We start from the raw sequence: 21,556 nt of genomic DNA on the forward strand, positions 1-21,556 counted from the left end.
GGCTCGTGTCACCGACCGTGGCCGGCGGTGCGGATCGGGAGCTGTCTTCGAGCGGCCGGCGGTGGTGGAGGTGGCGGTGTTCGCGGGGGTCGGCCGGATCCCGGACCTCTCCGGCGCGGTGGGCGGATCCAGGGGTGGAGATCCCGGCGCGCGGCGCGGTGCGGCATCCGGCGGCGGGCTCGGGGGCGGGCTGGTTCGGTGGGTTTCGCGGTGGGAGGCACGGGTCTAGTGTCGAACAGCAGTTCGAGGGTGGGCAAGATCACGATCAGGTGATGTTTCGGCGGCCGGCGAGGCCGCCGGCCCGCACGACAACCGCCCGCTCCGTCTGCGACCATCCACGCTGTGGCGGTTCCGCGAAGCCCGGTCAGGTGGGCGCTGGTGCTGCTGGTCGTGGGCCTGGTGGCCGTCGCGGCAGCGGTCGCGTTGTGGTGGCCGCGCACGTCCGCGCAGGTCCAGAAGGCCCCGGCCACGGTCGTCGCACCGGCTTCCTGCGGCGACGCGGAGGCGTACGACCGGGTCGAACTGACGATCGGTGACCGGACGCACACCGCCAAGCTCGACGGCTGCGGGCATCAGCAGGACGAGGTGGTGGAAGTGGTCGTCCCCGCGGACACCGACGGGGAGTTCACCGTGCAAGCCGCCGCCAGCACGCCCGAGGGCATGCCGTTCGACGCCCGCCTCACCACGTTGCTGCTGTGCCTGAGCGGCCTGGCCGGCGGCCTCTACGCCTACCTGCTGACCAGGCGTTCTCAGGCGACGGCCGCCGCCGGCGCCGCATAGGTGTTGCACGACGACGTCACGCCCGTCGTGAAGCCCTGCGACGCCCACTCCGACTGGTTGTCCGGGCTGCCGTGGGCGTTCTTCTCCGGCGGCTCCTCCACGGCGTACTGGAAGTCGTCCGCCGCCTCCTGCGCCAACCCGGAGCCGATCGACCCGGACGCCGCCACCAGGAACATCCCGGCGAAGCAGTTGGCCTGAAGCTCGATCCGCCGCGACATCTCCAGCCCCGCCGGCGTCTCCTCGCCCGCGTCGACGATCTTGCCGTCCGCCGCGCGCAGCATCCCCGTCAACGCCTGCACGTGGTGCCCGTACTCGTGCGCCAACGTCGCCAGGTGCGACCCGGCGCGCTCTCCGCCGCCGTTGTCGCGCAGCCGCCGCGTGGGCATGTAGATGGTCCTGTTGCGCCCGCAGTAGTACGCGACCGCTTCACTCTCCGCGGGCGCCGAGCCGCACGGTCCCTCGGCCAGGTCCGGCGACGTGTCCAGCGCGGGCGGGTCGAACGGCAGGTTCGCCTGCTCCAGCACGGGCCGCCACGCCTGGTCCAGGCACACCACGCCCGCCTTGTAGTACGCCGACAGCTGCGCGTCCGACACCCCGAACCCCGGCAACGCGCACGCCACCGCGGGCAGCCGCACCGACTCGGTGAGCAGCGGGTGGTCGGCCAGCCGGTGCACGGCGCGCGGCCGCGGGGGCTCCGTCTCGGTGGACTGCGCGACCGTCGCGCCCGGCGCGGCCACCGCCCGGCCGTGGATCCGGCGGGACGTCTCCAGCTGCGTGATGCCGCCGAGGCCCAGCACGCACAACACGATCAACGAGAACACGCCGATGAGGACGATCGGGTTGTTCTTGGGCTCCTCGGGCGTGTGCACGGTCCTCCAGTCGGGTCAGCTGACGTCCGCCGCGCTCGCCACCCAAGTGTTGCACGCGCTGGTCTCGTTGTTTTTGAACCCGTGGTTGACCCAGGCGGCGTTCTTCTCGGGCGCGCCGTGGTCCCGGTTGGGGTAGATCGGGTAGTCGCCCCGGTTCCCGGCGTCCGTCAGGGCCACCGAGATGACGTCGCCGGGCACCGCGCCGTGCGACAGGGGCGCGAGCGTCATCCCGCCGAAGCAGGTGGCCTGCAGCTCCTTGCGGCGGTTCAGGTCGAGCCCTTCGGGGGTGTCCCAGCCGCCCTTCTCGTACTGCGCCTGGCTGGACGCCCGCAGGATGCCGGACAGCCACTGGATGTGGTGGCCGTACTCGTGCGCGAGCTGCCCCAGGTACTTGCCGGGGTGGTTGGGGTTCGCCGAACCCTGTTCGTTCGCGTAGTGGTTCGGCGTCCAGTAGATGGTGCCGTCGCAGTACATGGCCGTGCGGTCGGGGCCCATGGAGCCGCACGTGTTGGTGATCTGGGACGTCACCATGACCAGCTCCACCGGCTGGTAGGGCAGGTTCGCGCGCTCGAACGACGGCTTCCACATCGACTCGATGCACGGCAGCGAGGCCCGGAGGAACCGGTCCTGGCCCGCGGGCGAGTAGTCCATCGCCGGCAGGGCGCAGCCGTCGATGTTGAACGCGCCGAGGCCGGCGGCGTGGATCGGGTTGTCGCCCAGCGCGATGACGGCCTTCGGGCCGGCCTTCGGCGTGCTGGTCGACGCGGACCGCCTGCTGCTGGTCTCCGTCTCGGACGTCGTCGTGGTGGTCGTGGTGGTGGTGGGTTCGGGCGTGTAGGTGTAGCTGTCGTACCCGGCGTTGGCCGAGTCGCTCGTGCTCTTGGAGCCGCGGTTCGCGGCCACGATGCCGATCGCCGCCACGCTCAGCACGAGGAAGCCGACGACCAGCACGGCCACCAGCGGGCCCTTGCTCTTCTGCCGGGGCAGCGGCGGGTACGGCATGGGCGCCGGGCCCCAGCCCTGGGGCGGTCCGGGCGGCGGACCCCAGGCGGCGGGCGGCGGCTGGGGCGGGGCCATCGGCGGCAGTTGCGGCGGGCCCGCCGGGTACTGCTGCGGGGACATCGGGTGCTGCTGAGGCGCGGCCATCGGCGGCGGCATCACGGGCGGTTGACCGGGCCAGGACGGCGGCGGGCCGGGCGGGGGCTGCTGGGCGGGCCACTGCTGGGGCTGCTGGGGCTGTTGGTGGTGCAGCGGCGCGGGCATCGGCGGCGGCCCAACCGGTCGTGGCGGCGGCCAGCCACCCGGCGGCGGTGGTTGCGTCATCGCTGGTCGTCCCCCATATCGCGGATGCCCGAATCAGCACAAGAGCTTAGGGGAACTCCGCTATTCTCCGCGGCCGTGTCGAAAAACTGGGGAGCGGCGGCCCTCTGCGCGGTCGCGCTGTGCACGGGCGCCGGCTCGGCCGCGGCGCAGCCGAGCGACACGGCCGGGCTGCCCGGGACGGTCGGCGCGGACGTGCGGCTCAAGCTGGAGCGCGACGGCAGGCTGACCGTGACCGAGGTGGTCACCGTCCCCGACGGCCGGACCGCCACGAGGGTCGTCCCGCTGCGCGTGCCGGTCTCCGCCGATCGCGACCGGGTGTTCCAGGTCGACGACGTGGCGGTGGAGGGCGGGGGCACGGCTACAGCATCGGACGACGAGCTGACGATCGCACTCCGGGCGGGCACGTCCACGGTCAAGTACTCCGTGGTCGGGGCCGTCGCCAAGATCGGTGACACGCTGGAGCTGCGCTGGCAGCCCGCGAGCGGCTGGGACGTCCCGCTCGACTCGGTGAAGGCCTCCGTGATCACGCCGGACGCGCCGCGGTCGGTGAACTGCCTGGCCGGCGAGCCGGGCACGTCGAAGCCGTGCACCAGCGCGGACCTGGGCGACGGGCGCGGCGTGCGGGTGACCGAGATCGGCCTGGCGGCCGGCGAGCGGGTCGACGTGACGGTCGGCTTGCAGGAGGGCGCGGCCCCCGCCAACGCGCGGGTGGAGGAGTCGTCGGGGCTCGCGGCGGCGTTCGCGTTGACCCCCCTCACCGGCATCGGGCTCGGTGGGCTGGTGGTGCTGCTGCTGTGCGGCGGGTTGTCGTTGTGGTACCTCCGCGGCCGTGACGCGCGGGCGTTGGCCGGCGAGGTCGGGCCGGTGAACGTGCTGGTCGCCGACGGCGCCGGGCGGGTGGCGTTCGCCTCGCCGGACGGCGTGCTGCCCGGCCAGGTGGGCACGGTGGTGGACGAGCACGTGGACGTGGTCGACGTGACCGCGACGATCGTGGACCTCGCGGTGCGCAACTACTTGTGGATCGAAGAGGTCGACGGGCACGACTGGCGGTTCGTGCGGCGCAACCCGGCCGACCCGGCGCTGTCCGGGTACGAACGCGCGGTGTACGAGACCTTGCTGCCCGACGGGGTGGACGCGGTGTCGCTGGCGGAGCTGCGGGGCAGGCGGATCGACCTGTCGCGGGTGCGGGACGCGCTGTACGCGGACGTGGTGGCGAAGAACTGGTTCACGCGCCGGCCGGACGCCGAGCGCAACCTGTGGTGGTGGGCCGGTGTCGGGGTCGCCGCGCTGGGCGCGGCGCTGACGGTGGCGCTGGCCCTGGCGGGTGGTGCGGCGTTGTTCGGGCTGGTGGTCCTGGTGGCCGGGGTGGCGTTGGCGGTGGGCGCGCGCACGATGCCCGCCCGGACCAAGCGCGGCAGCGTCTTGTTGGAGCACGTGCGCGGGTTGCGCGGTTATCTGCACACGGCGACGCCGCAGGACATCCCGGAGTCCGATCTGGAGATGGTGTTCTCGCGGTCGCTGCCGTACGCGGTGGTGCTGGGGGAGACGGAGCGGTGGCTGGCCGCGTTCGCCGGCGCCCGGCCGGGGCTGTACTGGTTCGGCGAGGCGGAGCAGGGCGGCGACCTGCGGCGGTTCGCGCAGCGGTTCCCGTCGTTCCTGGGCGCGGTGGACGGTGTGCTGGCGCAGGCGGGTCACCTGCGGTCGCTGCGGGGCTGACCCGCCGTTCACCCGAAAGTGATCTTGCACATCTCGAACACGAGTTCGACACTGGAGTCACCCCCGAAACACGACCCCGCGGGCGGCGGGCGAGGGTTCGGCGGGGTGAAGCCGCTGCCGACCCGGTGCCCACGCGCGCCGGCTCCACCGGGTGGGGCGGCCTGCTGAGACAGGCGGTGGTCCGGACCGGTGCGGGCGCGTGCCCGGCTCCGGATCGGCCGTCGAGTCGCTGGTCGACCGGTCCGAACCCGGTCGGTTCGCGCTGGGCGTAGCGCGACGCTTCGGTGGGTGGGCGACCATCGAGCCCGGCAGTGGTGTGAACCCGTAGGCTGCGTCCATGGCGCTACCCGAACTGCACAGGTTCACGCTTCCCAACGGTCTGCGGGTGGTGCTCGCACCCGACCGCAGCGCCCCGGTCGTCGGGGTGAGCGTGCACTACGACGTGGGCTTCCGCTCCGAGCCCGAGGGGCGGACGGGGTTCGCTCACCTCTTCGAGCACCTCATGTTCCAGGGCAGCGAGAGCCTGGAGAAGCTGGCCCACTTCCGGCACGTGCAGTCCTCGGGCGGCACGTTCAACGGGTCCACCCACCCCGATTACACCGACTACTACGAAGTGCTGCCGTCGGCGGCACTGGAGCGGGCTCTGTTCCTCGAGGCGGACCGCATGCGGGCGCCGAAGATCACCGAGGAGAACCTGCGCAACCAGATCGACGTCGTGAAGGAGGAGATCAGGCTCAACGTGCTCAACCGACCGTACGGGGGGTTCCCGTGGATCCTCCTGCCGCCGGTCCTGTTCCAGACCTTCCCCAACGCGCACAACGGCTACGGCGACTTCACCGACCTGGAGAACGCCACCGTGGACGACTGCGCCGCGTTCTTCGACACCTACTACGCGCCGGGCAACGCCGTGCTGACGGTGGCGGGTGACTTCGACCCCGAGGGGGCGAAGGCGCTCGTCGAGCAGCACTTCGGTGACGTGCCCGCCCGTCCGGTGCCGACCCGGCCGTCGTTCGCCGAGGCGGCGCCGAAGGGCGAGCTGCGGGCCGAGCACACCGACAAGCACGCGCCGATGCCCGCCCTCGCCGTGGGTTACCGCATCCCGGACCCGGTGAACGAGGTCGAGGGCTACCTCGCGTACCTGGTCCTGGCCGGTGTGCTCACCGACGGCGACGGGTCGCGGTTGCAGCAGCGGCTGGTGCACCGCGACGCGATCGTGGTCGACGTCGGCGCCGGCTGCGGCCTGTTCGGGCCGCTGGAGGCGCGCGACCCGGACACGTTCAGCATCACCGCGATCCACCCGGCGGAGGTCACCTCCGAGCAGGTGCTCGCGGCGGTGGACGAGGAGCTGCTGCGGTTGGCCGAGGAAGGGCCGACGGAGCAGGAGCTGGCGAAGGTCACCGCCCGCTGGGTGTCGACCATGCACCGCGAGCACGACCGGCTCACCAGCCGGACCCTGGGGCTGGGGTCGGCCGAGCTGCTGTTCGGGCGCGCGGAGCTGCTGTACGAGCTGCCGGACAAGCTGGCCGGCATCACCACCGACGAGGTCGCCGCGGCGGCCAAGGCGTTGCGGTCCGACTCGCGCGCCGTCCTGATCCTCAAGCCCGCCAGTGGAGGTAACGAGTGAGCGCCCCGACCAAGCACCGCAGCGCCGACGAGATCGGCCGTACGGAGCTAGGGCCTCGCCCGTTCCCGGAGCTGGGCGAGCAGCGGGCGGCGGCGGACCTGGACGCGATCGACACGACGCTGGCCAACGGCCTGCGGGTGCTGGCCGTGCGCCGGGACTCGGTGCCGCTGGTGGAGGTGCGGCTGCGGATCCCGTTCGGCGACCCGGCGACGAGCAGCGTCGGCTCGACGCACGCGGCCCGCGCCGAGGTGCTGGCGAACACGGTCCTCACCGGCACCGCCACCCGCAGCCGGGTGGACGTGGACACCGAGCTGGCCCTGGTCGGCGGCGAGCTGGACGCGGTGGTCGACCCGGAGCGGCTGTCGTTCTCCGGCAACGCGCTGGTGTCCGGTTTCGAGACCGTGCTGGACGTGCTGCGGGACGTGCTGACCGGCGCGACCTACCCGGCCGACGAGGTCGAGCGGGAACGCGCGCGGCTGGTGGAGCGGATCCGGTTGGCGCGGTCGCAGCCGAACGTGATCGCGCGGGAGGCGTTGCAGCGCCACCTGTACGGCGACCACCCGTTCGCCAAGGAGATGCCCGAGGCCGAAGAGGTCGAGGCGGTGACGCGGGACGACGTGCTGGCGCTGCACTCGTCGGCCGTGCTGCCGCGCGGCTCGGCGATCGTCGTGGTGGGCGACGTGGCGCCGGACGCGGCGGTGCGCGCGGTCGAAGCCGCGTTGGGCGGCTGGACCGGCGAGGGCACCGCGGTGGCGTTGTCGCCGCTGTCGCCCGTGCGGGGCGGCGACGTGCTGTTCGTGCACCGCCCCGGCGCCGTGCAGTCCCAGATCCGGCTCGCCGGGCGCGGGCTGGAGCGCACCGACGAGCGGTACCCGGCGTTGCAGCTGGCGAACCTGGTGTTCGGCGGGTTCTTCTCGTCCCGGCTGGTGGAGAACATCCGCGAGGACAAGGGTTACACCTACAGCGCGCGGTCGCACCCGGAGTTCACGCCGGGCGGCGCGACGCTCCTGGTGGACGCCGACACGGCCAGCGAGGTGACCGTCGCGGCGCTGCTGGAGACCAGGTACGAGCTGGGCAGGCTGGGCCTGGTGCCGCCGACGGAGTCCGAGGTGGACACCGCGCGCCGGTACGCGATCGGGTCGCTGCTGACGGCCACGTCGTCGCAGGGCGGGCTGGCGTCGTTCCTGGTGAACCTCGCCGGGCTCGGGCTGGACGTCGGGTGGTTCACCGGGCACCCGGCCCGGCTGGCGGCGGTCACCGTCGAGCAGGTCGCCGAGGTGGCGTTGGAGTTCTTCGCGCCGACGTCGTTCACCGGCGTGCTGGTGGGCGACGCGGAACTGCTGACCCCGCAGCTGCGGGCGCTGGGCGGCGTGACCCTGCCGTGAGCTTCGAGCTGGTGGAACTGCCCGCCCTGTCGCGGTCCACGGTGGACCGGCAGGAACCGTTGCGCGGCGACGCGGAGCGGATCGGGCAGCTGTGGCCGAAGGCGCGCGTCCTCACCGTGGACGCGCGTGGCCGCACGATGGTGGCCGACCGGGCATCGCGCCTGGTCGACCGCCCCGCCACCGAGTTCGGCGACGCCCCGCCGGACACGGCGGTGCTGCTCGGCGAGCAGGACGGCGTGGCGTACTGGGCGGTTCCGCTGACCGAGGACGAGACGGACGTCGGCGCGCCCGCCGGCCGGGCGTGGACCGGGCCGGAGCTGACGGACGAGCCGCAGTGGCTCGACCTGAGGGCGTGCGGCGCGTTGCTCGACGACACCGGCGCGGGCCTGTTCACGTCGGCGGTGGCGTTGTTCCACTGGCACCGGTCGGCGAAGTTCTGCGCGGTGTGCGGCGGGTCGACCGCGTCGATCAAGTCCGGGTGGGCCCGGGTGTGCGAGCGGTGCGGGCACGAGGAGTACCCGCGCACCGACGCGGCCGTGATCTGCCTGGTCCACGACGGCGCCGACCAGGTGCTGCTCGCCCGCGGCGAGGGGTGGCCCGAGGGGCGGTACTCGGTGCTGGCCGGGTTCGTCGAGGCGGGCGAGTCGCTGGAGGCGTGCGTGGCGCGGGAGATCGCGGAGGAGGTCGGCATCGTGGTCGGCGGCATCCGCTACCTCGGCAGCCAGCCGTGGCCGTTCCCGCGGTCGTTGATGGTGGGGTTCGAGGCGGTGGCCGACCCGGCCGAGCCCCTGCGGCTCGCGGACGGCGAGATCGCGCAGGCCCGGTGGGTGAGCCGGGCGGACGTGCGGCAGGCGCTCGCCGAGCCGGGCAGCGTGCCGGACCTGCTGCTCGCGCCGGGCGCCTCCATCGCCTACCGGATGATCCAGTCGTGGGCGGCGGTCGGCTGACCCGGCGCGTCACCGCCGGTCAGGGCGTTTTCAGCAGGTCCGGCCAGGGCAGCGGGCGGACGAAGTCGGCGTACCGCGTCCAGGTGATCTCGGGCAGGGCCGCGTGCAGCCGGGGCAGGTCGATGTCGGTGCCCACCTCGGTGAAGTAGCCGAACATGGCGGCCAGGTCCGCCGAGTACCGCGCCACCACGTCCAACGGCGGGCGGTGGTGGCGGATCGGGCGGCCGATGGCCGCGGTCAACGCCTCGGCCATGGCCGCCGGGGTCAGGGCCTCGCCGGCCAGGTCCAGCCGCCTGCCCGCGAACCGGTCGGGCTGCTCCAGGGCGAGCACGGCGACCGCCGCGATGTCCCGCACCGCGACCAGGTGCAGCGGGCGGTCCGCCGGCATGGGCAGGTGGAACGCGCCCTCGCGCAGACCCCGCATCGTCCACTCGCCGAACTTGTCGTCGATGAACGCGGCCGGCCCGAGGATCGTCCACCGGGGCCCGGCGTCGACCAGGTGCCGCTCGATGCGCTGCTTGCTGTCGAAGTGCGGGATGCCGGTGTCGCGGTCGGCGTTGGACGCGGACGTGAACACGACGTGCTCCACGTCCCGCGCCGCGTCGACCAGCGTGATGCCGTGGCGGACCTCGGTGTCGGTGTCGCTGCCGAACGGCGTGGTCACGGCGAAGACGGCGCGGGCGCCGTCCAGGGCCGCGCGCAGGGACGCGGGGTCGTCGAAGTCGCCGTGCGCGATGTCCGCGCCGAGCCGTCGGAGTTCCCGCGCCGCAACGCTGTGCGGGTCGCGGGTGAGGGCGCGGACCCGGTGGCCGCGAGCCAGGAGGGCGCGGGTCACGGCTCCGCCTTGGGCGCCGGTCGCACCGGTGACCAGAATAGGTTCCATGAGCAAAGGTTGACTCTGAAAATGTTCTGACGTCAAGTGAGTTTGGTAGAGTGCCGTCATGAGCCGACAAGAGCCGGGTGACGCGCTGCTGGCGTGGCTGTACGTCCAGCAGGGCGTGGACGCGGTGCGCGTCGCGGTGGAACGGCGCATCGAAGCCGTGGCCGGGTGCTCGCTGCTGGAACACGAGGCGCTGTACCGCATCCACATGAACGACCGCCTGCTGATGTCCGAGCTGTCCGACCTGCTCGCGGTCAGCCCGAGCGGCGTCACGCGCCTGGTCGAGCGGTTGGTGCGCCGGGGCTGGGTCGCGCGCGAGCAGCCGCCCGACAACCGCCGGGTCGTCCACGCCGTGCTGACCGACGCCGGGCGGCAGGTCCTCGCGGCCACGAGCGCCCCCGCCTACCGGGAATCGGTCGCCGAGGAGTTCGCCGCCGCGCTGAGTGATCGCGACCTCGCGGATCTGAAGCGCGTCGGGCGGAAACTGCTGGAGGCGCACGGCAAATGGGACGCCAAGCGGTTCGCAACCGACTAACGTCGGGAGTTCTACGCGCCCGTGTGGCGACCGTGGTCCTACTCGCCCGATGGGGGTCGCCGTGCACCGCAAGCTGACCGTGCGCGACCTGCGCGCCGGCAACCGGGCGCGGGTGCTGCGCGCCCTGTACTTCGACCACCCGCGCAGCCGGCAGGAGCTCGCGGGCGCCACCGGGCTCAGCCAGGCGTCGGTCAGCACCGTCGTCGCCGAGCTCATCGCGGACGGCATCGTCGTCGAGGCCGGGCAGGTCGACTCGGACGGCGGCCGGCCCCGCGTGCTGCTGCGGGTCGACCCGGCACACGCGGCGGTGGTGGGGGTGGACGTCGGCGAGACGCACGTGCTGGTCGAGGTGTTCGACCTCACGCTGCGACGGCTGGCGGAGGCGACGTTCCCGATGGAGCCCGAGGTCCACTCGGTCGACGACGTGGCGCGACGGGTCCTCGAAGGGCTCGACCGGTGCCTCGCCGCCAGCGCGGTCGGCGACGTGCTCGGCGTCGGCATCGGCGTGCCGGGGCAGGTCGAGGACGGGCTGGTGTACGCGCAGACCGTCGGCTGGCGCGGCGTCGCGCTGGAACAGCTGCTGCGGACCGGCACCGACCTGCCGCTGTTCCTGGACAACGGCGCGAACACGTTGGGGCAGGCCGAGGTCTGGTTCGGCGCGGGCCGCGGCACGGGTGACGCGGTGGTCGCGCTGATCGGGTCCGGCGTCGGCGCGAGCGTCATCGCCGGCGGCGTGCTGTACCGCGGCTCGTCGGGCGGCGCGGGGGAGTGGGGCCACACGACGGTCGCCCTGGACGGTCGCCCGTGCCGGTGCGGCGCGCACGGGTGCCTGGAGGCGTACATCGGCGCGTCGGCCGTGGTCGAGCGGTACCGCGCGGTGAAGGCGGACGTGCCCGCCGAGCAGGAGGCGGCGTTGGCGGCGCTGGTCGCGGACGGCTCGCGGGCGGCCCGGGACGTCCTCGCCGAGACCGCCCGGTACGCGGGCCTCGGCATCGCGAACCTGATCAACCTGTTCAACCCGTCGCAGGTGATCGTCGGCGGCTGGGCCGGGCTCCTGCTCGGCGCGCGGATCCTCGACGACGTGCGCGCCCAGGCCTCCCGCCACGCCCTGCGCCGACCGTTCGAGCAGGCGTCGATCACCCTGTGCGAACTGGGCCCCGAGTCGGTCGCGCTCGGCGCGGCGACCCTGCCGGTGGCCCAGTTCCTGGCCGCGGGAGGTGTGCGCCGCCGCACGGCCAGTCACGTCGTCTGACCGGGCTCAGGCGGTGTGCCGGTACGCCGGGTAGGTGAGGTAGCCCGCGTCACCGCCCTGGTAGTACGTCGCCGTGTCGGCGGACGCGAGCGGCAGGCCGGCGCGGAGCCGTTCGACCAGGTCCGGGTTCGCCACGAACGCGCGGCCGAAGCTGATCAGCTCCGCGCCCAGGCCGAGCCAGCGGTCGGCGGCGGCCCGGTCGGTCCGCCTCGGGCCCATCGGCACCACCGGGTTCACCACCAGGGCGCCCGGCCACGCGCGGCGCAGCCCGATCAGCACCTCCTCGTCGGCGGTCGCCTCCAGGTGCACGTAGGCGAGGCCGAAGCGGGCGAGCTCGGCGAGCAGGGCCGCGTACAGCCGCGGCACCTCGGTCTCCTCGACGCCCCAGAAGGTGCCGCCGGGGGAGAGCCTGATCGCGGTGCGGTCCGCGCCGACGGCGTCCACCGTGGCGGCGACCGCCTCGACGGCGAAGCGGATGCGGTGGGCGATCGGGCCACCGTAGGCGTCGGTGCGCAGGTTGGCGTTGGACGACAGGAACTGCGAGATCAGGTAGCCGTTCGCGCCGTGCAGCTCGACGCCGTCGAACCCGGCGTCGACGGCGCGCCGGGCGGCCTCGGCGTACGAGCGGGCGTGGTCGGCCACCTCGGCGGTGGCCAGGGCTCGCGGGACCGGCGCGGGCCGCGGTCCGTTCGGGGTGAACACCTCGCCCGCGGCGGCGACCGCGGACGGTCCGACCGGCTGGACACCGGTGGTGTCGGGGTGCGAGACCCGGCCGCCGTGCATGAGCTGGGCGAAGATGCGCCCGCCGTTGACGTGCACGGCGTCGGTGACGGGCCGCCACGACGCCACCTGCTCGTCGGTGTGCAGGCCCGGGGTGCCCGGGTTGGACTGCCCGACCAGGCTGGGTTGCACGCCCTCGGAGACGATCAACCCGGCCGTGGCGCGTTGGGCGTAGTAAGCCGCCATCGACGGGGTCGCGAGACCGCCGGCCGCGGCGCGGGCCCGGGTCATCGGCGCCATCACGACCCGGTTGGGCAGGTCCAGACCGCCGAGGCGGTAGCGGTCGAACAGCGTGGTCATGCCGGAACTCCTTCGTACTGGTCGAGGCCCGCGACGGGCCCGACCGGTACGCTAAAACCTGACATCAATGTGAGAGGCAAGCCGTGCGACCGGCGTCACAACGAGGAGGGCGCATGAGGATCGGCGACCTCGCGGCGCGGGCCGGTGTCAGCGTCCGCTCGCTGCGGTACTACGAGGAGCAGGGGCTGCTCAGCAGCACCCGCAGCGCCGGCGGGCAGCGGCACTACACGGAGGACGACGTCGAGCGGGTCGCCTTCGTCCAGCGCCTGTACGCGGCCGGGCTGTCCAGCCGCACCATCACCGAGCTGCTGCCGTGCATCGACTCGCCGAGCGACGAGAACTCGGACGCCGCGATGGAGCGCATGGCCAAGGAACGCGACCGGCTCTCCGACCACATCCAGGAGCTGCTGCGCACCCGTGACGCGCTCGACCTGCTGATGGTCGCCGCCCGGGCCCACCGCGACGCGAGCCGGGTCTCCGCCTGACCGGCCGCTCCGCCCCCCGGCACCCCGGTCAGGGGTCGACCCGGTCCAGCGCCGCGCCGTCCCACGTGGTCTGCGTGCACGCCACACCACGCCCGTTCTTGGGCCGCAGCACGTCGTAGATGTGCATGCGCGGGATCTTGTCGGACACGCCCCAGCCGCTCGGCCAGGTGATCACCCAGTCCATGTCGAGGTCCACCAGCAGGCCGAGCATGCGCGCGATCGTCGGGTCGTCCAGCCGCTCGAACGCCTCGTCCAGCAGCACCAGCCGCAACGGCGAGAACTCGCCGCTCACCGCGTCGTAGAACGACGCCGCCGCCGCGAACAGCGTCACGTACGAGATGAGCCGCGTCTCGCCGGAGGACAGCTGCCGCAGCCGGCGTTCCCGCGGGTTGCCGTCCGGGCCGGTGTCGGCGACCGTGACGGTGAACTGGTGCCACGTCCGGTAGTCCAGGGCGCGGGACAGGATCTCGGCGTAGTTGCCGGTGTGCGCGTCGCGTTCGGCTTCGATGCGCTCGGTGAACACGCGGCGCAGCGTGGCGTCCTGCTCGGGGTCGCGGTCCGCGTACGGGAGGCGGACCAGCGCCAACGCGTCACGCGTGTCCTCCTCCAGCGCCGACGACGGCTTCCACGACAGCTTCACGTGCACGCCCTGGCTGGAGCGGGCCTTGCCGAGCACCTCGTTCATCCGCTTGCACAGGTCCTCGGCGACGGCGATCTGCCCGCGCAGCCACTCGGCCAGGTCGCGGATCAGGTAGTCGGCGAAGATGTTCTGGTACTGCTCGTCGAGGAAACCGCGCTGCTCGGCCAGCTTCGCGGTCACCTGGCGGGCGGCGACGGCCACCGGGCGGGCGCCCTCCTCGCCGGTGACGGTGACGGTGAGCAGGCCGACGTGCTGCTCGGCGGCGATGTCGTGGCTGCCGGCCAGCGCCGTCTGCAACGCCTGGAGCTTGGTGATCACCGTGGCCTCGCCCGCGCCGCGCCGGTCGGTCGCCGCCAGGGCGGTGCGGACCGACGTGACGTCTTCCGGCGTGTCCGGCAGGGCGGCGACGAGGATGCCGGGCGCCTGCACGGTGGCCTTGAAGTGCTCGGTCGCGCGGGTCAGGGCGTCGCGGGCGGTGGTGAGCTGCTCGGCCGACGTCTCCAGCTGGGCGTTCAGCTTCGCGGCCTGCTCGCGGGCCGAGGTGACCTGTTCGCGCACACCCTTGAGCTCGTCGCGCATCCCGCGCCGTGAACGCTCCAAAGTGGACAGTTGGTCCGCGATCTCCTTGGCCTCGCCGCCGATCGCGTCGGTCAGCTCGGCCAACGTCGACGCCTGCGACGCGTAGTCGACGCACCGCGCCTCCGCGTCCGCCTCCGCCGCGCCCCGATCCGCCACGGCCGCGTGGTAGCGGTGCGCCGCGTCGGTCAGGTCGGCGACCGTGCCGCCGCACTGGCGGCGCAGCACGTCGCCCAACCGGTCGGCGGTGCGCTGCGCCTCGGCCGCCGCCTGCTGGGCCTGGTGCAGGCCGTCGGTGGTGGCGGGCAGGCCCGCGTCGCCGGCCTGGCGCACGACCTCGGCGGCGGCGGCTTCGCCTCGCGCCTGGGCGGTGGCGAGCTCGTCGCGCAGCTCCTCGGCGCGGCGGGCGGCGCGGTCGGCGGATTCCTGCGCGGCCTGGAGGCGGCCGTGGCGGGCGACCAGTTCGCGGTCCGCGGGGAAGCGGTCGAGGTGGGCCTCCCACTGCTCGACCAGGCCGCGCGCGGCGGCCAGGTCGGCTTCCGCCGCGCCGAGGTCGGCGCGCAGGGCGGCCAGCTCGTCCTCCAGCTCCGCGATCCGGCGCCGGCGGGCGGCTTCGCGGGCTCCGGCGCCGATGAACTCCGCCGCGTCCTTGTGCCACGCGCCGGTGAGCACGCCCGCCTGCCAGCGGCCGTCGGGCGACACCGCGAACGCGGCGGCCGGGGTGGCGGTCGGGTCCGGGGTGGCGGCCTCCGGGGTGGCGGCCGGGGTCGGGGGTCGCAGGGACACCGAGGCGAGCAGGTCCGCCACGACCGCGGCCGGGACCGGTGAGGCCGGCTCGACGGCCGGGATCAGCACCGTCGCCAGGGACGGGCCGGCGACCGGGGTGCCGGGTGCGGCCACCACGCCCGGTGCGCCGGCCGTGGGGTCCGCAGATCCGGCAGGGGCAGGGGCGGCGGCGGGATCGGGGGTCGGCTGGGGGCGGTCGGGGCGGTCGGGGGTGGTTTCGGCGGGTCCGCTGGTTTTCAACCGAGTGGCGGTAACGGTGTTTCCGTACATTGCCGGGATGGATTCACCCGAAGGTGTGACCCAGGCGTCCAGGAGGCCCGAGGCCTCCAGGGCGGCTTCCAGGCCGGCTTTGGCCTGGTCGTCGACGGTGGGGTGGAAGTCGACCAGGCGGTAGAACGGGGCGCCGGTGGCGGGGTCGCGGTCGGTCGCCGCGAAGCGGTTGCGGTCCGGGACCCGGGCCGTGCCGGAGCGGAGGGCGGACAGTTCGGCGTCACGGGTGTTGATGGACGTGGCCAGGTCGGTCCGCCGCTGCGCCACCGCGTGCCCGGCGTCCCGGGCCGCCGTCACCAGGGGGCCCACCCAGTCGCGGGCGGCGGTGGTGAGGGAGCGGGCGGTGGTCGGGTCGACGGTGGCGGGCAGCGGCAGGGGGGAGTCGGGGCTCGTGGCGGCCAGGGGGCCGGAGGTGCGCCACGCCTCGACGTCGGCCAGCCAGCCCTGGGCGACCTCGGCCAGTTCCTGCGCCTCCTGGTTGCGCAACGCCGCCGCCTCGGTCGCGGCGTGCTGAGCGTCCCGCGCGGTCTGCCGGAGGGCGTCGACCTGGCGTTGCGCCGTGTCCAGCTCGGCGGCCCGCGCGGCCAGCGCGAGCGCCAAGGCCCCCCGCTGCCGCGCCGAGGACGCGATGGACGACGTGCGCGACGCGAGGTCGTCCAACGCCAACTCGTCCACAGCGGGTGGCACTCGGCGTTCGATCGGCAGCGGCTCGGCCTCCGGGTCCGGCTTGGCCCGCACGGACTCCGTCCGCACCTCGGCGTCCAGAGTGGACACGCCGGGGACGTCCGGCACCGCGGCGGGCGACAGGCCGGCCACGCGCAGGTGGTGGCGCAGCGGCTCGACCAGCTCCCGCGCCGAGCCCAGGTCCTCGGCCAACCGCCGCAGCAGCCGCAGCACGCCGTCGACCGCGCCGTCCTCCTGCAACCGCTGCTTGTTCGCCATGTCCAACGCCGCCACCGCCGACGAGCGCTTCTCCGCCACGAGCTTCTCGCGCGTCTGCAGGTCCTGCAGGTCGCGGAACGCCGGCAGCTCCTTCAACGCGCCGATGGTCTCCTCGGCCTGCTGCTCACCGGCCTCCAACGCCGCCAACGAGTGCTCCGCCGCCGCGCGCGCCGCGAGCGTCTCCGCCAGCGACGCCGACAACCGGGCCGACGCGCGTTCCAGCTTCCGCACCCCGTCCTCGGCCCCGCCGAGCTTCTCCGCCGCCGCGCGCAGCCCGCCGAACGCGTAGTCCGAGTACGTCTTCAGGAACGTGCCCAGCGCCGCGTCGGCCGACGACAGCCGCGTGATGTTCTCCCGGATCGACTCCAGGTCGTCGAACGACGTGGCCAGCTGCTCGACCATCGCCTGGTCCAGCGGCGGCAGCGCGTCGGACAGGATCTGCTCCAGCTGCCCTTCCAGCACCTTCAGCCCGACGTCGGGGTTGCGCAGCGTCCGCTGCAGGTGCAGCAGGTCGCCGTACCGGGGCGCGGGCACGCCGTACACGGTCTCGGCCACGCGCGCCCGGAACGCCGCCTCCTCCAGCACGCAGTCCGCGCCGATCAGGTCCCGCAGCTGCGCCGGGCCCAGCGGGGTGCGGTCCGCGCCGACCAGCGTCAACCCGTGACCCACGCGCGAGGAGGTGATGAACCGCCACGAGTCGGTGATCGCCTGCGACGTCTTGGACGCCTTCACGCCCAACCCGCACGTCAGGTACTCGTCGTCGCCGCGCGTCAGCTCGACCCACGCGTACCCGATCCGGTTCGGCCCGCCGTCGTAGTCGTCCAGCATGAGCCGCCGCAGCGACACCGTGTCGAAACCCTTGGAGCCGACCTGCCGCAGGTCGCCGTCCAGGCACAGCGGCAGCAGCAGCTCCAGCGTGCGCGACTTGCCGGACCCGTTGGTGCCCTGGAAGATCGCGCGCCCACCCGAGAAGTCGAACGTCTGCTCGGTGTACTGCCAGATGTTGACGATGCCGCCCCTGTGCAGCCGCCACCTGTTCACGCGGTCTCCTCATCGAACAACGACCAGCTGGGCACGTCCGGCACGACGACCGGCTCCACGTCACGTTCGGGATCGCCGTCGGGCGAGGGCAGCCACCGGTGCGCGGCGGCGTTGAGCAGCCACCCGTCGGCCGAGGCGACCGCCAACCCCATGCGGCGCAGCAGTTCCAGGACCTCGTCGACCAGCCGGTCCAGGTCTTCGGTGAACTGCTTGGACCACGCGGTCGGGTAGTCCTCCACCAGCCGCGCGCACACCGTCCGCAGCCGCGCCGGGACCACGACGTGCCGCCCGTCGGGGCGCGGGTCGGTGTCGAGCAGCTCCGGCAGCGCCAGCAGCGCGATCCGCGCCACCGTGGACGTGCCGGGGAAGTACAGGTCGGTCAGGTAGTCCTCGGGGTCGGCCGCCAGCACGCCCTCGACCCGGCACTCGGTGTGCAGGCCGAAGCACGTCTCCAGCAGCGCGGTCTCCTTGCGCTGGTTGCGCCGCAGCCACTCCGCCTGCTCCGGCGGCAGGTCCGCGTACAGCACGACGGGGTTCTCCACCAGCTTGCGCCGCACCGCGTGCTCGACGCCGCGCGGACCGGGCCGCGCGGCCAGCTCCACCAGCCGCGCCGGCGAGTCGGCCTCCGCCACGGGCCCGGTCAGCAACTGGCCGAGCAGGTCGGTGTCGATGGTGATCAACGCCTCGGCCTGCACGTCCACCGTGCCCTCGGTCTCGTGCAGCACGCCGAGCGACACCAGGTGCCGCAACGCCGCCGTGAGCGCCCGCCGGTCCGCCACGTCGTCCACGACGGTGAGCCCGGCCTCGACCGCCGCCGCGCGGATGTCCGCCACCAGCCGCGACAGCAACGCCTGCCGCCCGACACCGGTCAGCACCGCCATGGTCAGCGCCACGTACGCGTACCCGCGCGGCGACATGCCGAGCACGCCGCGCGAGTCGTCGGCGCCCGGCCCGGACTTGTAGAGCCGCGCGAACCGCCGTTCCACCACGAGCCGGTAGCCCAGCAGCCGGGCGAACAGGTCCTGCAACGCCGCCCGGTGCCGGTAGACCAGGGTCAGCAGCTCGCCGTCCGGCCCGTCGGCGCGCAGCAACGGCCGCCGCAGCAGGGTGCGGGCGCAGCGCACCGCGGTCGCCGCGTCGATCTCGGAGAGGTCGTCGAACATCAGTCGAGCACCAGCGTCGAGTCGTGCAGCGTCAACGTGCCCGCCGCCGAACGGATGCGCGTCGACTTCCCGAGCGCGTGCGAGACGGTCACCCGCAGCCCGCGCACCGGGTCGGTCGCCGAACCCGAGTCGGCCGCCGTGTCGCGCTGCGCCATCGCCAACGTCAGCAGCTCGCACAGCACTTCGAGCGCCTCGCCGGACAACGTGGTGGACGCCAGCCGGGGAGCCGCCGCCGACAGCTCGGCCACCGACGCGGCCCGCCGCTCGTCGGCTTCCCGCGCCTCGGCCAGCAGCGACTGCTCGGTCATCGGGTCGTCCAGGATGCGCGACGTCCGCCCGCGCGCACCACGGTCGCCGCGGCTGCGCACGCTCACCTGCACGTCCACCACCGGTCCGTCGCGCCACGGGGTGCGCTCGTTGTCGCGGTCGTGCTCGGGCGCCGGCGACACGTGCCGCGCCGGGTACAGCCCGAACGCCGCCGCGTACAGCTCGTGGGCCTGCTCGCGCGAGCCGGCGTCGAACCAGCCGGCCAGCTTCAGCAGCTCGGCCCGGCGGCTCGGCAGCAGCCCGCCGCCGGACGTGGCCCGCTTCACGCTCGCCAGCAGCGACCCGATCGCGCGCGCCGTCGCCTCCCGCAGCGCCGTCACCTGGCTCGGCCGGCCGGGCCGGTCCACGAACCAGTCGGTCAGGTCCTGCCAGTCCTCCGCCGACCGCCCGCGCGCCCGTTCCACCTTCTCGCCCAGGTCGGCCCGGCCCAGCAGGCCCAGCAGCTCGGAACGCGCGGAGGTGACGCGGGCCAGGGCGTCCGCGATGGCCGGCGTGTGCCGCAGCACGTCCTCCACGACCATCTGGATGTACTCGACGAGCAGGTTGCGGAACCCGGAGATCTCCTCCGGCGCCAGGTGGTGCCGCGTCACGACCTGGCCCAGGTAGGCGTAGAAGTCGCGCACGGTCGCGGCCAGCTCGGCGTGCTGCAGGAAGAGCGTGGTGACCTGCTCGGCCAGCACCTCGCGGGAGCGGGGCGCGCCGCTGATCAACGCCTCCGACAGCGACTGGCCCAGCCGGTCGAGGCCGCGTTCGACGGCGGGCAGCAGCTCCCGCGACACCTCCCGCGCGCCCTCGGGCACGCGCAGCAGCTCGTCCACGTCGCGCTGGACCCGGACGGCGAGCTTGCCGACCTGGTAGCGGACGCTGCCGTGCTGGAACTCGGCGATGCTGGAGGCCACCACCTCGCGCCGCCCCTGCACCAGGTTGCCCCACTCGACGAGCTGCCGGAGCCGGTTGATCACGTTCTCGATGCGCGACTCGCCCGCCTCGACCCGGCCCTCCCGCTCGGCGCCCGCCAGCGCGCCCGCGACCTCGCCCGCCGACAGGTCGGCCAGCAGCGTGGACGTGAACAACCGCATGATCGCCAGGTACGTGCGTTGGTGATCGCGGGCGTCCAGGTACGCGTAGAGCTTGAGGCGGCCGGCTGGTTCCACGGTGCGCCACCCTAATGCGGCGGTCCGACACGTGCGGGCTACCGTGCCCCGTGTGAGTCTGGGGCGCGCGGTGGGGTTGGTGCTGGGCGTGGCCGCCGACGCGGTGTTCGGCGACCCCGAGAGGTATCACCCGGTAGCGGGATTCGGTCGGGCGGCGGCGGCGCTGGAGCGCAAGCTGTACCGCGACCACCGGGCGGGCGGCGTGGCGCACGTGGTGGTGCTCGTCGGCGGCACGGTCCTCGCCGGGGTCGCGGCGGAGCGGCTGGGCAGGCGCAGCCAGGTCTTCGAGGTCCTGAGCACGGCCGCCGCCACGTGGATCGTGCTGGGCGGGTCGTCGCTCGCCGACGAGGGCACCGCGATGGGCCGCGAGCTGGACGGCGGCGACCTCGACGCGGCGCGCAATCGTTTGCCGAACCTGTGCGGGCGCGAGCCGAGGAAGCTCGACACGATGGGCCTGGCGAAGGCGACCGTCGAGTCCGTGGCGGAGAACACGTCCGACGCGGTCGTGGCGCCGTTGTTCTGGGGCGCGGTCGCGGGCGTGCCCGGTCTGCTCGGCTACCGCGCGGCGAACACCCTCGACGCCATGGTCGGGCACCGCAACGAGCGCTACCGCCGGTTCGGCTGGGCCGCGGCACGGCTCGACGACGTGGCGAACCTGCTGCCCTCGCGGCTGGCCGCGCTGCTCACGGCGGCGGGCGCGCCGGTCGTCGGCGGGTCGGCGGGCGAGGCGTGGCGGACGTGGCGGCGGGACGCGGCGGCGCACCCGAGCCCCAACGCGGGCCAGGTCGAGGCGGCGTTCGCGGGCGCGTTGGAGGTCCGGCTGGGCGGTCGCACGGTGTACGCGCACGGCGCGGAGGACCGGCCGGTGCTCGGGCACGGCCGCAACCCCGACGCGGGGCACGTGACGCGGGCGGTGGAGCTGTCGCGGGTGGTCGGCGCGTCGGCGGCGGCCGTGACCGCGCTCATCGCGCTGGCGCGGCCTCGTCTTCGGCGAGCTGTTCGGCGACGGACTTCCGCCTGACCTTCGGCCGGCCCGCGTCCTCGCGCAGCGCGCCGCCGGGGCGGATCTCGCGGACGGTGAAGTACAGCCAGCCGCCCAGGGCCATCGCGCCGAACGCGATCCACTGCAACGCGTAGGAGAAGAACGGCCCCGCGTCGAGCTTCGGCAGCGGCAGCGACTCCTCCACCCCCGGCTGGCCGTCGGTGAGCTGGAAGTAGCCCGGCCGCAGCTCCAGCCCGGCGGCCCGGCCGACCACGGCGGAGTTCACCGAGTACACCTGCCGGTGCTCGTCCTCCTGGAACGCGTCCCGGGTGTCCGACTCGTCCCGGCGGACCAGCGCGACCAGCGTCACGTCACCGGTCGGCACGGGCTTGAGGCCGGGGACCTTGATGCCGTTGACCGGCCGCACGTAACCCCGGTCCACCAGCACGGTCGGCCCGTCGGCCAGCCGGAACGGGGTCAGCACCTCGAACGCCGCCTCGCCCTGCACGGTCCGCAGCCGGGCCACCGCCTGCCCGTCGGGCAGGTAGCGGCCGGTCAGCGTCACGCGCCGCCACTCGACCTCGGCGTTGGGCCGGTCGAGCAGCGTGGTGACCGGCACCGGGTCCGTGCGCAGGGACGACACGACCGCGCTGTTCTGCGCGTCGCGCTCGGTGTCGCGGTCGAACTGCCAAGGCGCGAGCAGCGTGAAGCACGCGCCCGCGAACACCCAGACCGCCAGCGTCAACGCCAGCCATCCGGGCTGCAACAGGAACCTCAACCGCACGTGACCACGGTAAGC

General features: G+C 74.0%; 17 protein-coding genes. 9 read left to right on the forward strand and 8 right to left on the reverse strand.

Going from position 1 to position 21,556, the window contains the following annotated elements; all coding sequences use genetic code 11:
- The first annotated feature begins 342 nt into the window (after nucleotides 1–342).
- Nucleotides 343–780, forward strand: a complete 438-nt coding sequence (locus tag IOD16_RS01695) for a hypothetical protein (protein ID WP_201438623.1) — start codon at nucleotides 343–345, stop codon at nucleotides 778–780.
- Here the strand turns inward: IOD16_RS01695 and IOD16_RS01700 are convergent.
- A complete protein-coding gene (locus IOD16_RS01700; RefSeq protein WP_201438624.1) occupies nucleotides 750–1,649 on the reverse strand; it encodes a neutral zinc metallopeptidase in 900 nt (299 codons plus the stop codon). The genes IOD16_RS01695 and IOD16_RS01700 overlap by 31 nt on opposite strands.
- Before the next feature lie 15 nt (nucleotides 1,650–1,664).
- Nucleotides 1,665–2,912 (reverse strand): neutral zinc metallopeptidase, encoded by a 1,248-nt coding sequence (locus IOD16_RS01705; RefSeq protein ID WP_236594681.1) that lies wholly within the window; start codon nucleotides 2,910–2,912, stop codon nucleotides 1,665–1,667.
- 135 nt (nucleotides 2,913–3,047) lie between these two features.
- Between IOD16_RS01705 and IOD16_RS01710 the strand changes: the two genes are divergently transcribed.
- The 4 genes from IOD16_RS01710 to nudC all read left to right on the forward strand — a co-directional run bounded on the left by IOD16_RS01710 (nucleotide 3,048) and on the right by nudC (nucleotide 8,644).
- Nucleotides 3,048–4,688 (forward strand): DUF2207 domain-containing protein, encoded by a 1,641-nt coding sequence (locus IOD16_RS01710; RefSeq protein ID WP_201438625.1) that lies wholly within the window; start codon nucleotides 3,048–3,050, stop codon nucleotides 4,686–4,688.
- A 337-nt stretch (nucleotides 4,689–5,025) separates the two neighbouring features.
- Nucleotides 5,026–6,312, forward strand: a complete 1,287-nt coding sequence (locus tag IOD16_RS01715) for a M16 family metallopeptidase (RefSeq protein WP_123743985.1) — start codon at nucleotides 5,026–5,028, stop codon at nucleotides 6,310–6,312.
- Entirely contained in the window at nucleotides 6,309–7,697 is a 1,389-nt protein-coding gene (locus IOD16_RS01720; protein ID WP_201438626.1) for a M16 family metallopeptidase, read from the forward strand. The genes IOD16_RS01715 and IOD16_RS01720 overlap by 4 nt, the downstream gene beginning before the upstream one ends.
- On the forward strand, nucleotides 7,694–8,644 hold the full coding sequence (gene nudC / locus IOD16_RS01725; RefSeq protein ID WP_123743983.1) for an NAD(+) diphosphatase: 951 nt from the start codon (nucleotides 7,694–7,696) through the stop codon (nucleotides 8,642–8,644). The genes IOD16_RS01720 and nudC overlap by 4 nt, the downstream gene beginning before the upstream one ends.
- Nucleotides 8,645–8,663: 19 nt before the next feature.
- On the opposite strand, the gene IOD16_RS01730 is transcribed toward nudC, so the two are convergent.
- A complete protein-coding gene (locus IOD16_RS01730; protein ID WP_201438627.1) occupies nucleotides 8,664–9,527 on the reverse strand; it encodes an NmrA/HSCARG family protein in 864 nt (287 codons plus the stop codon).
- A gap of 58 nt (nucleotides 9,528–9,585) precedes the next feature.
- On the opposite strand from IOD16_RS01730, the gene IOD16_RS01735 reads away from it, so the two are divergent.
- Both IOD16_RS01735 and IOD16_RS01740 read left to right on the forward strand, forming a co-directional pair.
- Entirely contained in the window at nucleotides 9,586–10,059 is a 474-nt protein-coding gene (locus IOD16_RS01735) for a MarR family winged helix-turn-helix transcriptional regulator (RefSeq protein ID WP_123743981.1), read from the forward strand.
- A gap of 49 nt (nucleotides 10,060–10,108) precedes the next feature.
- Nucleotides 10,109–11,311 (forward strand): ROK family transcriptional regulator, encoded by a 1,203-nt coding sequence (locus IOD16_RS01740; protein WP_236594682.1) that lies wholly within the window; start codon nucleotides 10,109–10,111, stop codon nucleotides 11,309–11,311.
- A gap of 6 nt (nucleotides 11,312–11,317) precedes the next feature.
- On the opposite strand, the gene IOD16_RS01745 is transcribed toward IOD16_RS01740, so the two are convergent.
- Entirely contained in the window at nucleotides 11,318–12,391 is a 1,074-nt protein-coding gene (locus IOD16_RS01745; protein WP_201438628.1) for an alkene reductase, read from the reverse strand.
- 113 nt (nucleotides 12,392–12,504) lie between these two features.
- Between IOD16_RS01745 and IOD16_RS01750 the strand changes: the two genes are divergently transcribed.
- Nucleotides 12,505–12,876: a MerR family transcriptional regulator gene (locus IOD16_RS01750; RefSeq protein WP_201438629.1), complete on the forward strand. Its 372-nt coding sequence runs from the start codon at nucleotides 12,505–12,507 to the stop codon at nucleotides 12,874–12,876.
- 28 nt (nucleotides 12,877–12,904) lie between these two features.
- Here the strand turns inward: IOD16_RS01750 and IOD16_RS01755 are convergent, their stop codons facing one another.
- The 3 genes from IOD16_RS01755 to IOD16_RS01765 are packed head-to-tail and all read right to left on the reverse strand — an operon-like array spanning nucleotide 12,905 to nucleotide 19,775.
- Nucleotides 12,905–17,131, reverse strand: coding sequence for an SbcC/MukB-like Walker B domain-containing protein (locus tag IOD16_RS01755; RefSeq protein ID WP_201438630.1), 4,227 nt, complete (start codon nucleotides 17,129–17,131; stop codon nucleotides 12,905–12,907).
- The gene (locus IOD16_RS01760) at nucleotides 17,128–18,294 is read right to left on the reverse strand and encodes a TIGR02678 family protein (RefSeq protein ID WP_123743977.1); all 1,167 of its coding nucleotides are present in this window, start codon (nucleotides 18,292–18,294) and stop codon (nucleotides 17,128–17,130) included. Before IOD16_RS01760 ends, IOD16_RS01755 begins: the two co-directional genes overlap by 4 nt.
- Nucleotides 18,294–19,775, reverse strand: coding sequence for a DUF2397 domain-containing protein (locus IOD16_RS01765; protein ID WP_201438631.1), 1,482 nt, complete (start codon nucleotides 19,773–19,775; stop codon nucleotides 18,294–18,296). The genes IOD16_RS01760 and IOD16_RS01765 overlap by 1 nt, the downstream gene beginning before the upstream one ends.
- A gap of 52 nt (nucleotides 19,776–19,827) precedes the next feature.
- On the opposite strand from IOD16_RS01765, the gene IOD16_RS01770 reads away from it, so the two are divergent.
- On the forward strand, nucleotides 19,828–20,796 hold the full coding sequence (locus tag IOD16_RS01770) for a cobalamin biosynthesis protein (RefSeq protein WP_201438632.1): 969 nt from the start codon (nucleotides 19,828–19,830) through the stop codon (nucleotides 20,794–20,796).
- Here the strand turns inward: IOD16_RS01770 and IOD16_RS01775 are convergent.
- Nucleotides 20,738–21,541, reverse strand: coding sequence for an SURF1 family cytochrome oxidase biogenesis protein (locus tag IOD16_RS01775; RefSeq protein WP_201438633.1), 804 nt, complete (start codon nucleotides 21,539–21,541; stop codon nucleotides 20,738–20,740). The two genes, IOD16_RS01770 and IOD16_RS01775, sit on opposite strands and share 59 nt — an antisense overlap.
- Between the last annotated feature and the right edge of the window lie 15 nt (nucleotides 21,542–21,556).

It is taken from the genome of Saccharothrix sp. 6-C (assembly GCF_016695385.1).
In the GTDB taxonomy this organism is placed as follows: domain Bacteria; phylum Actinomycetota; class Actinomycetes; order Mycobacteriales; family Pseudonocardiaceae; genus Actinosynnema; species Actinosynnema texasense.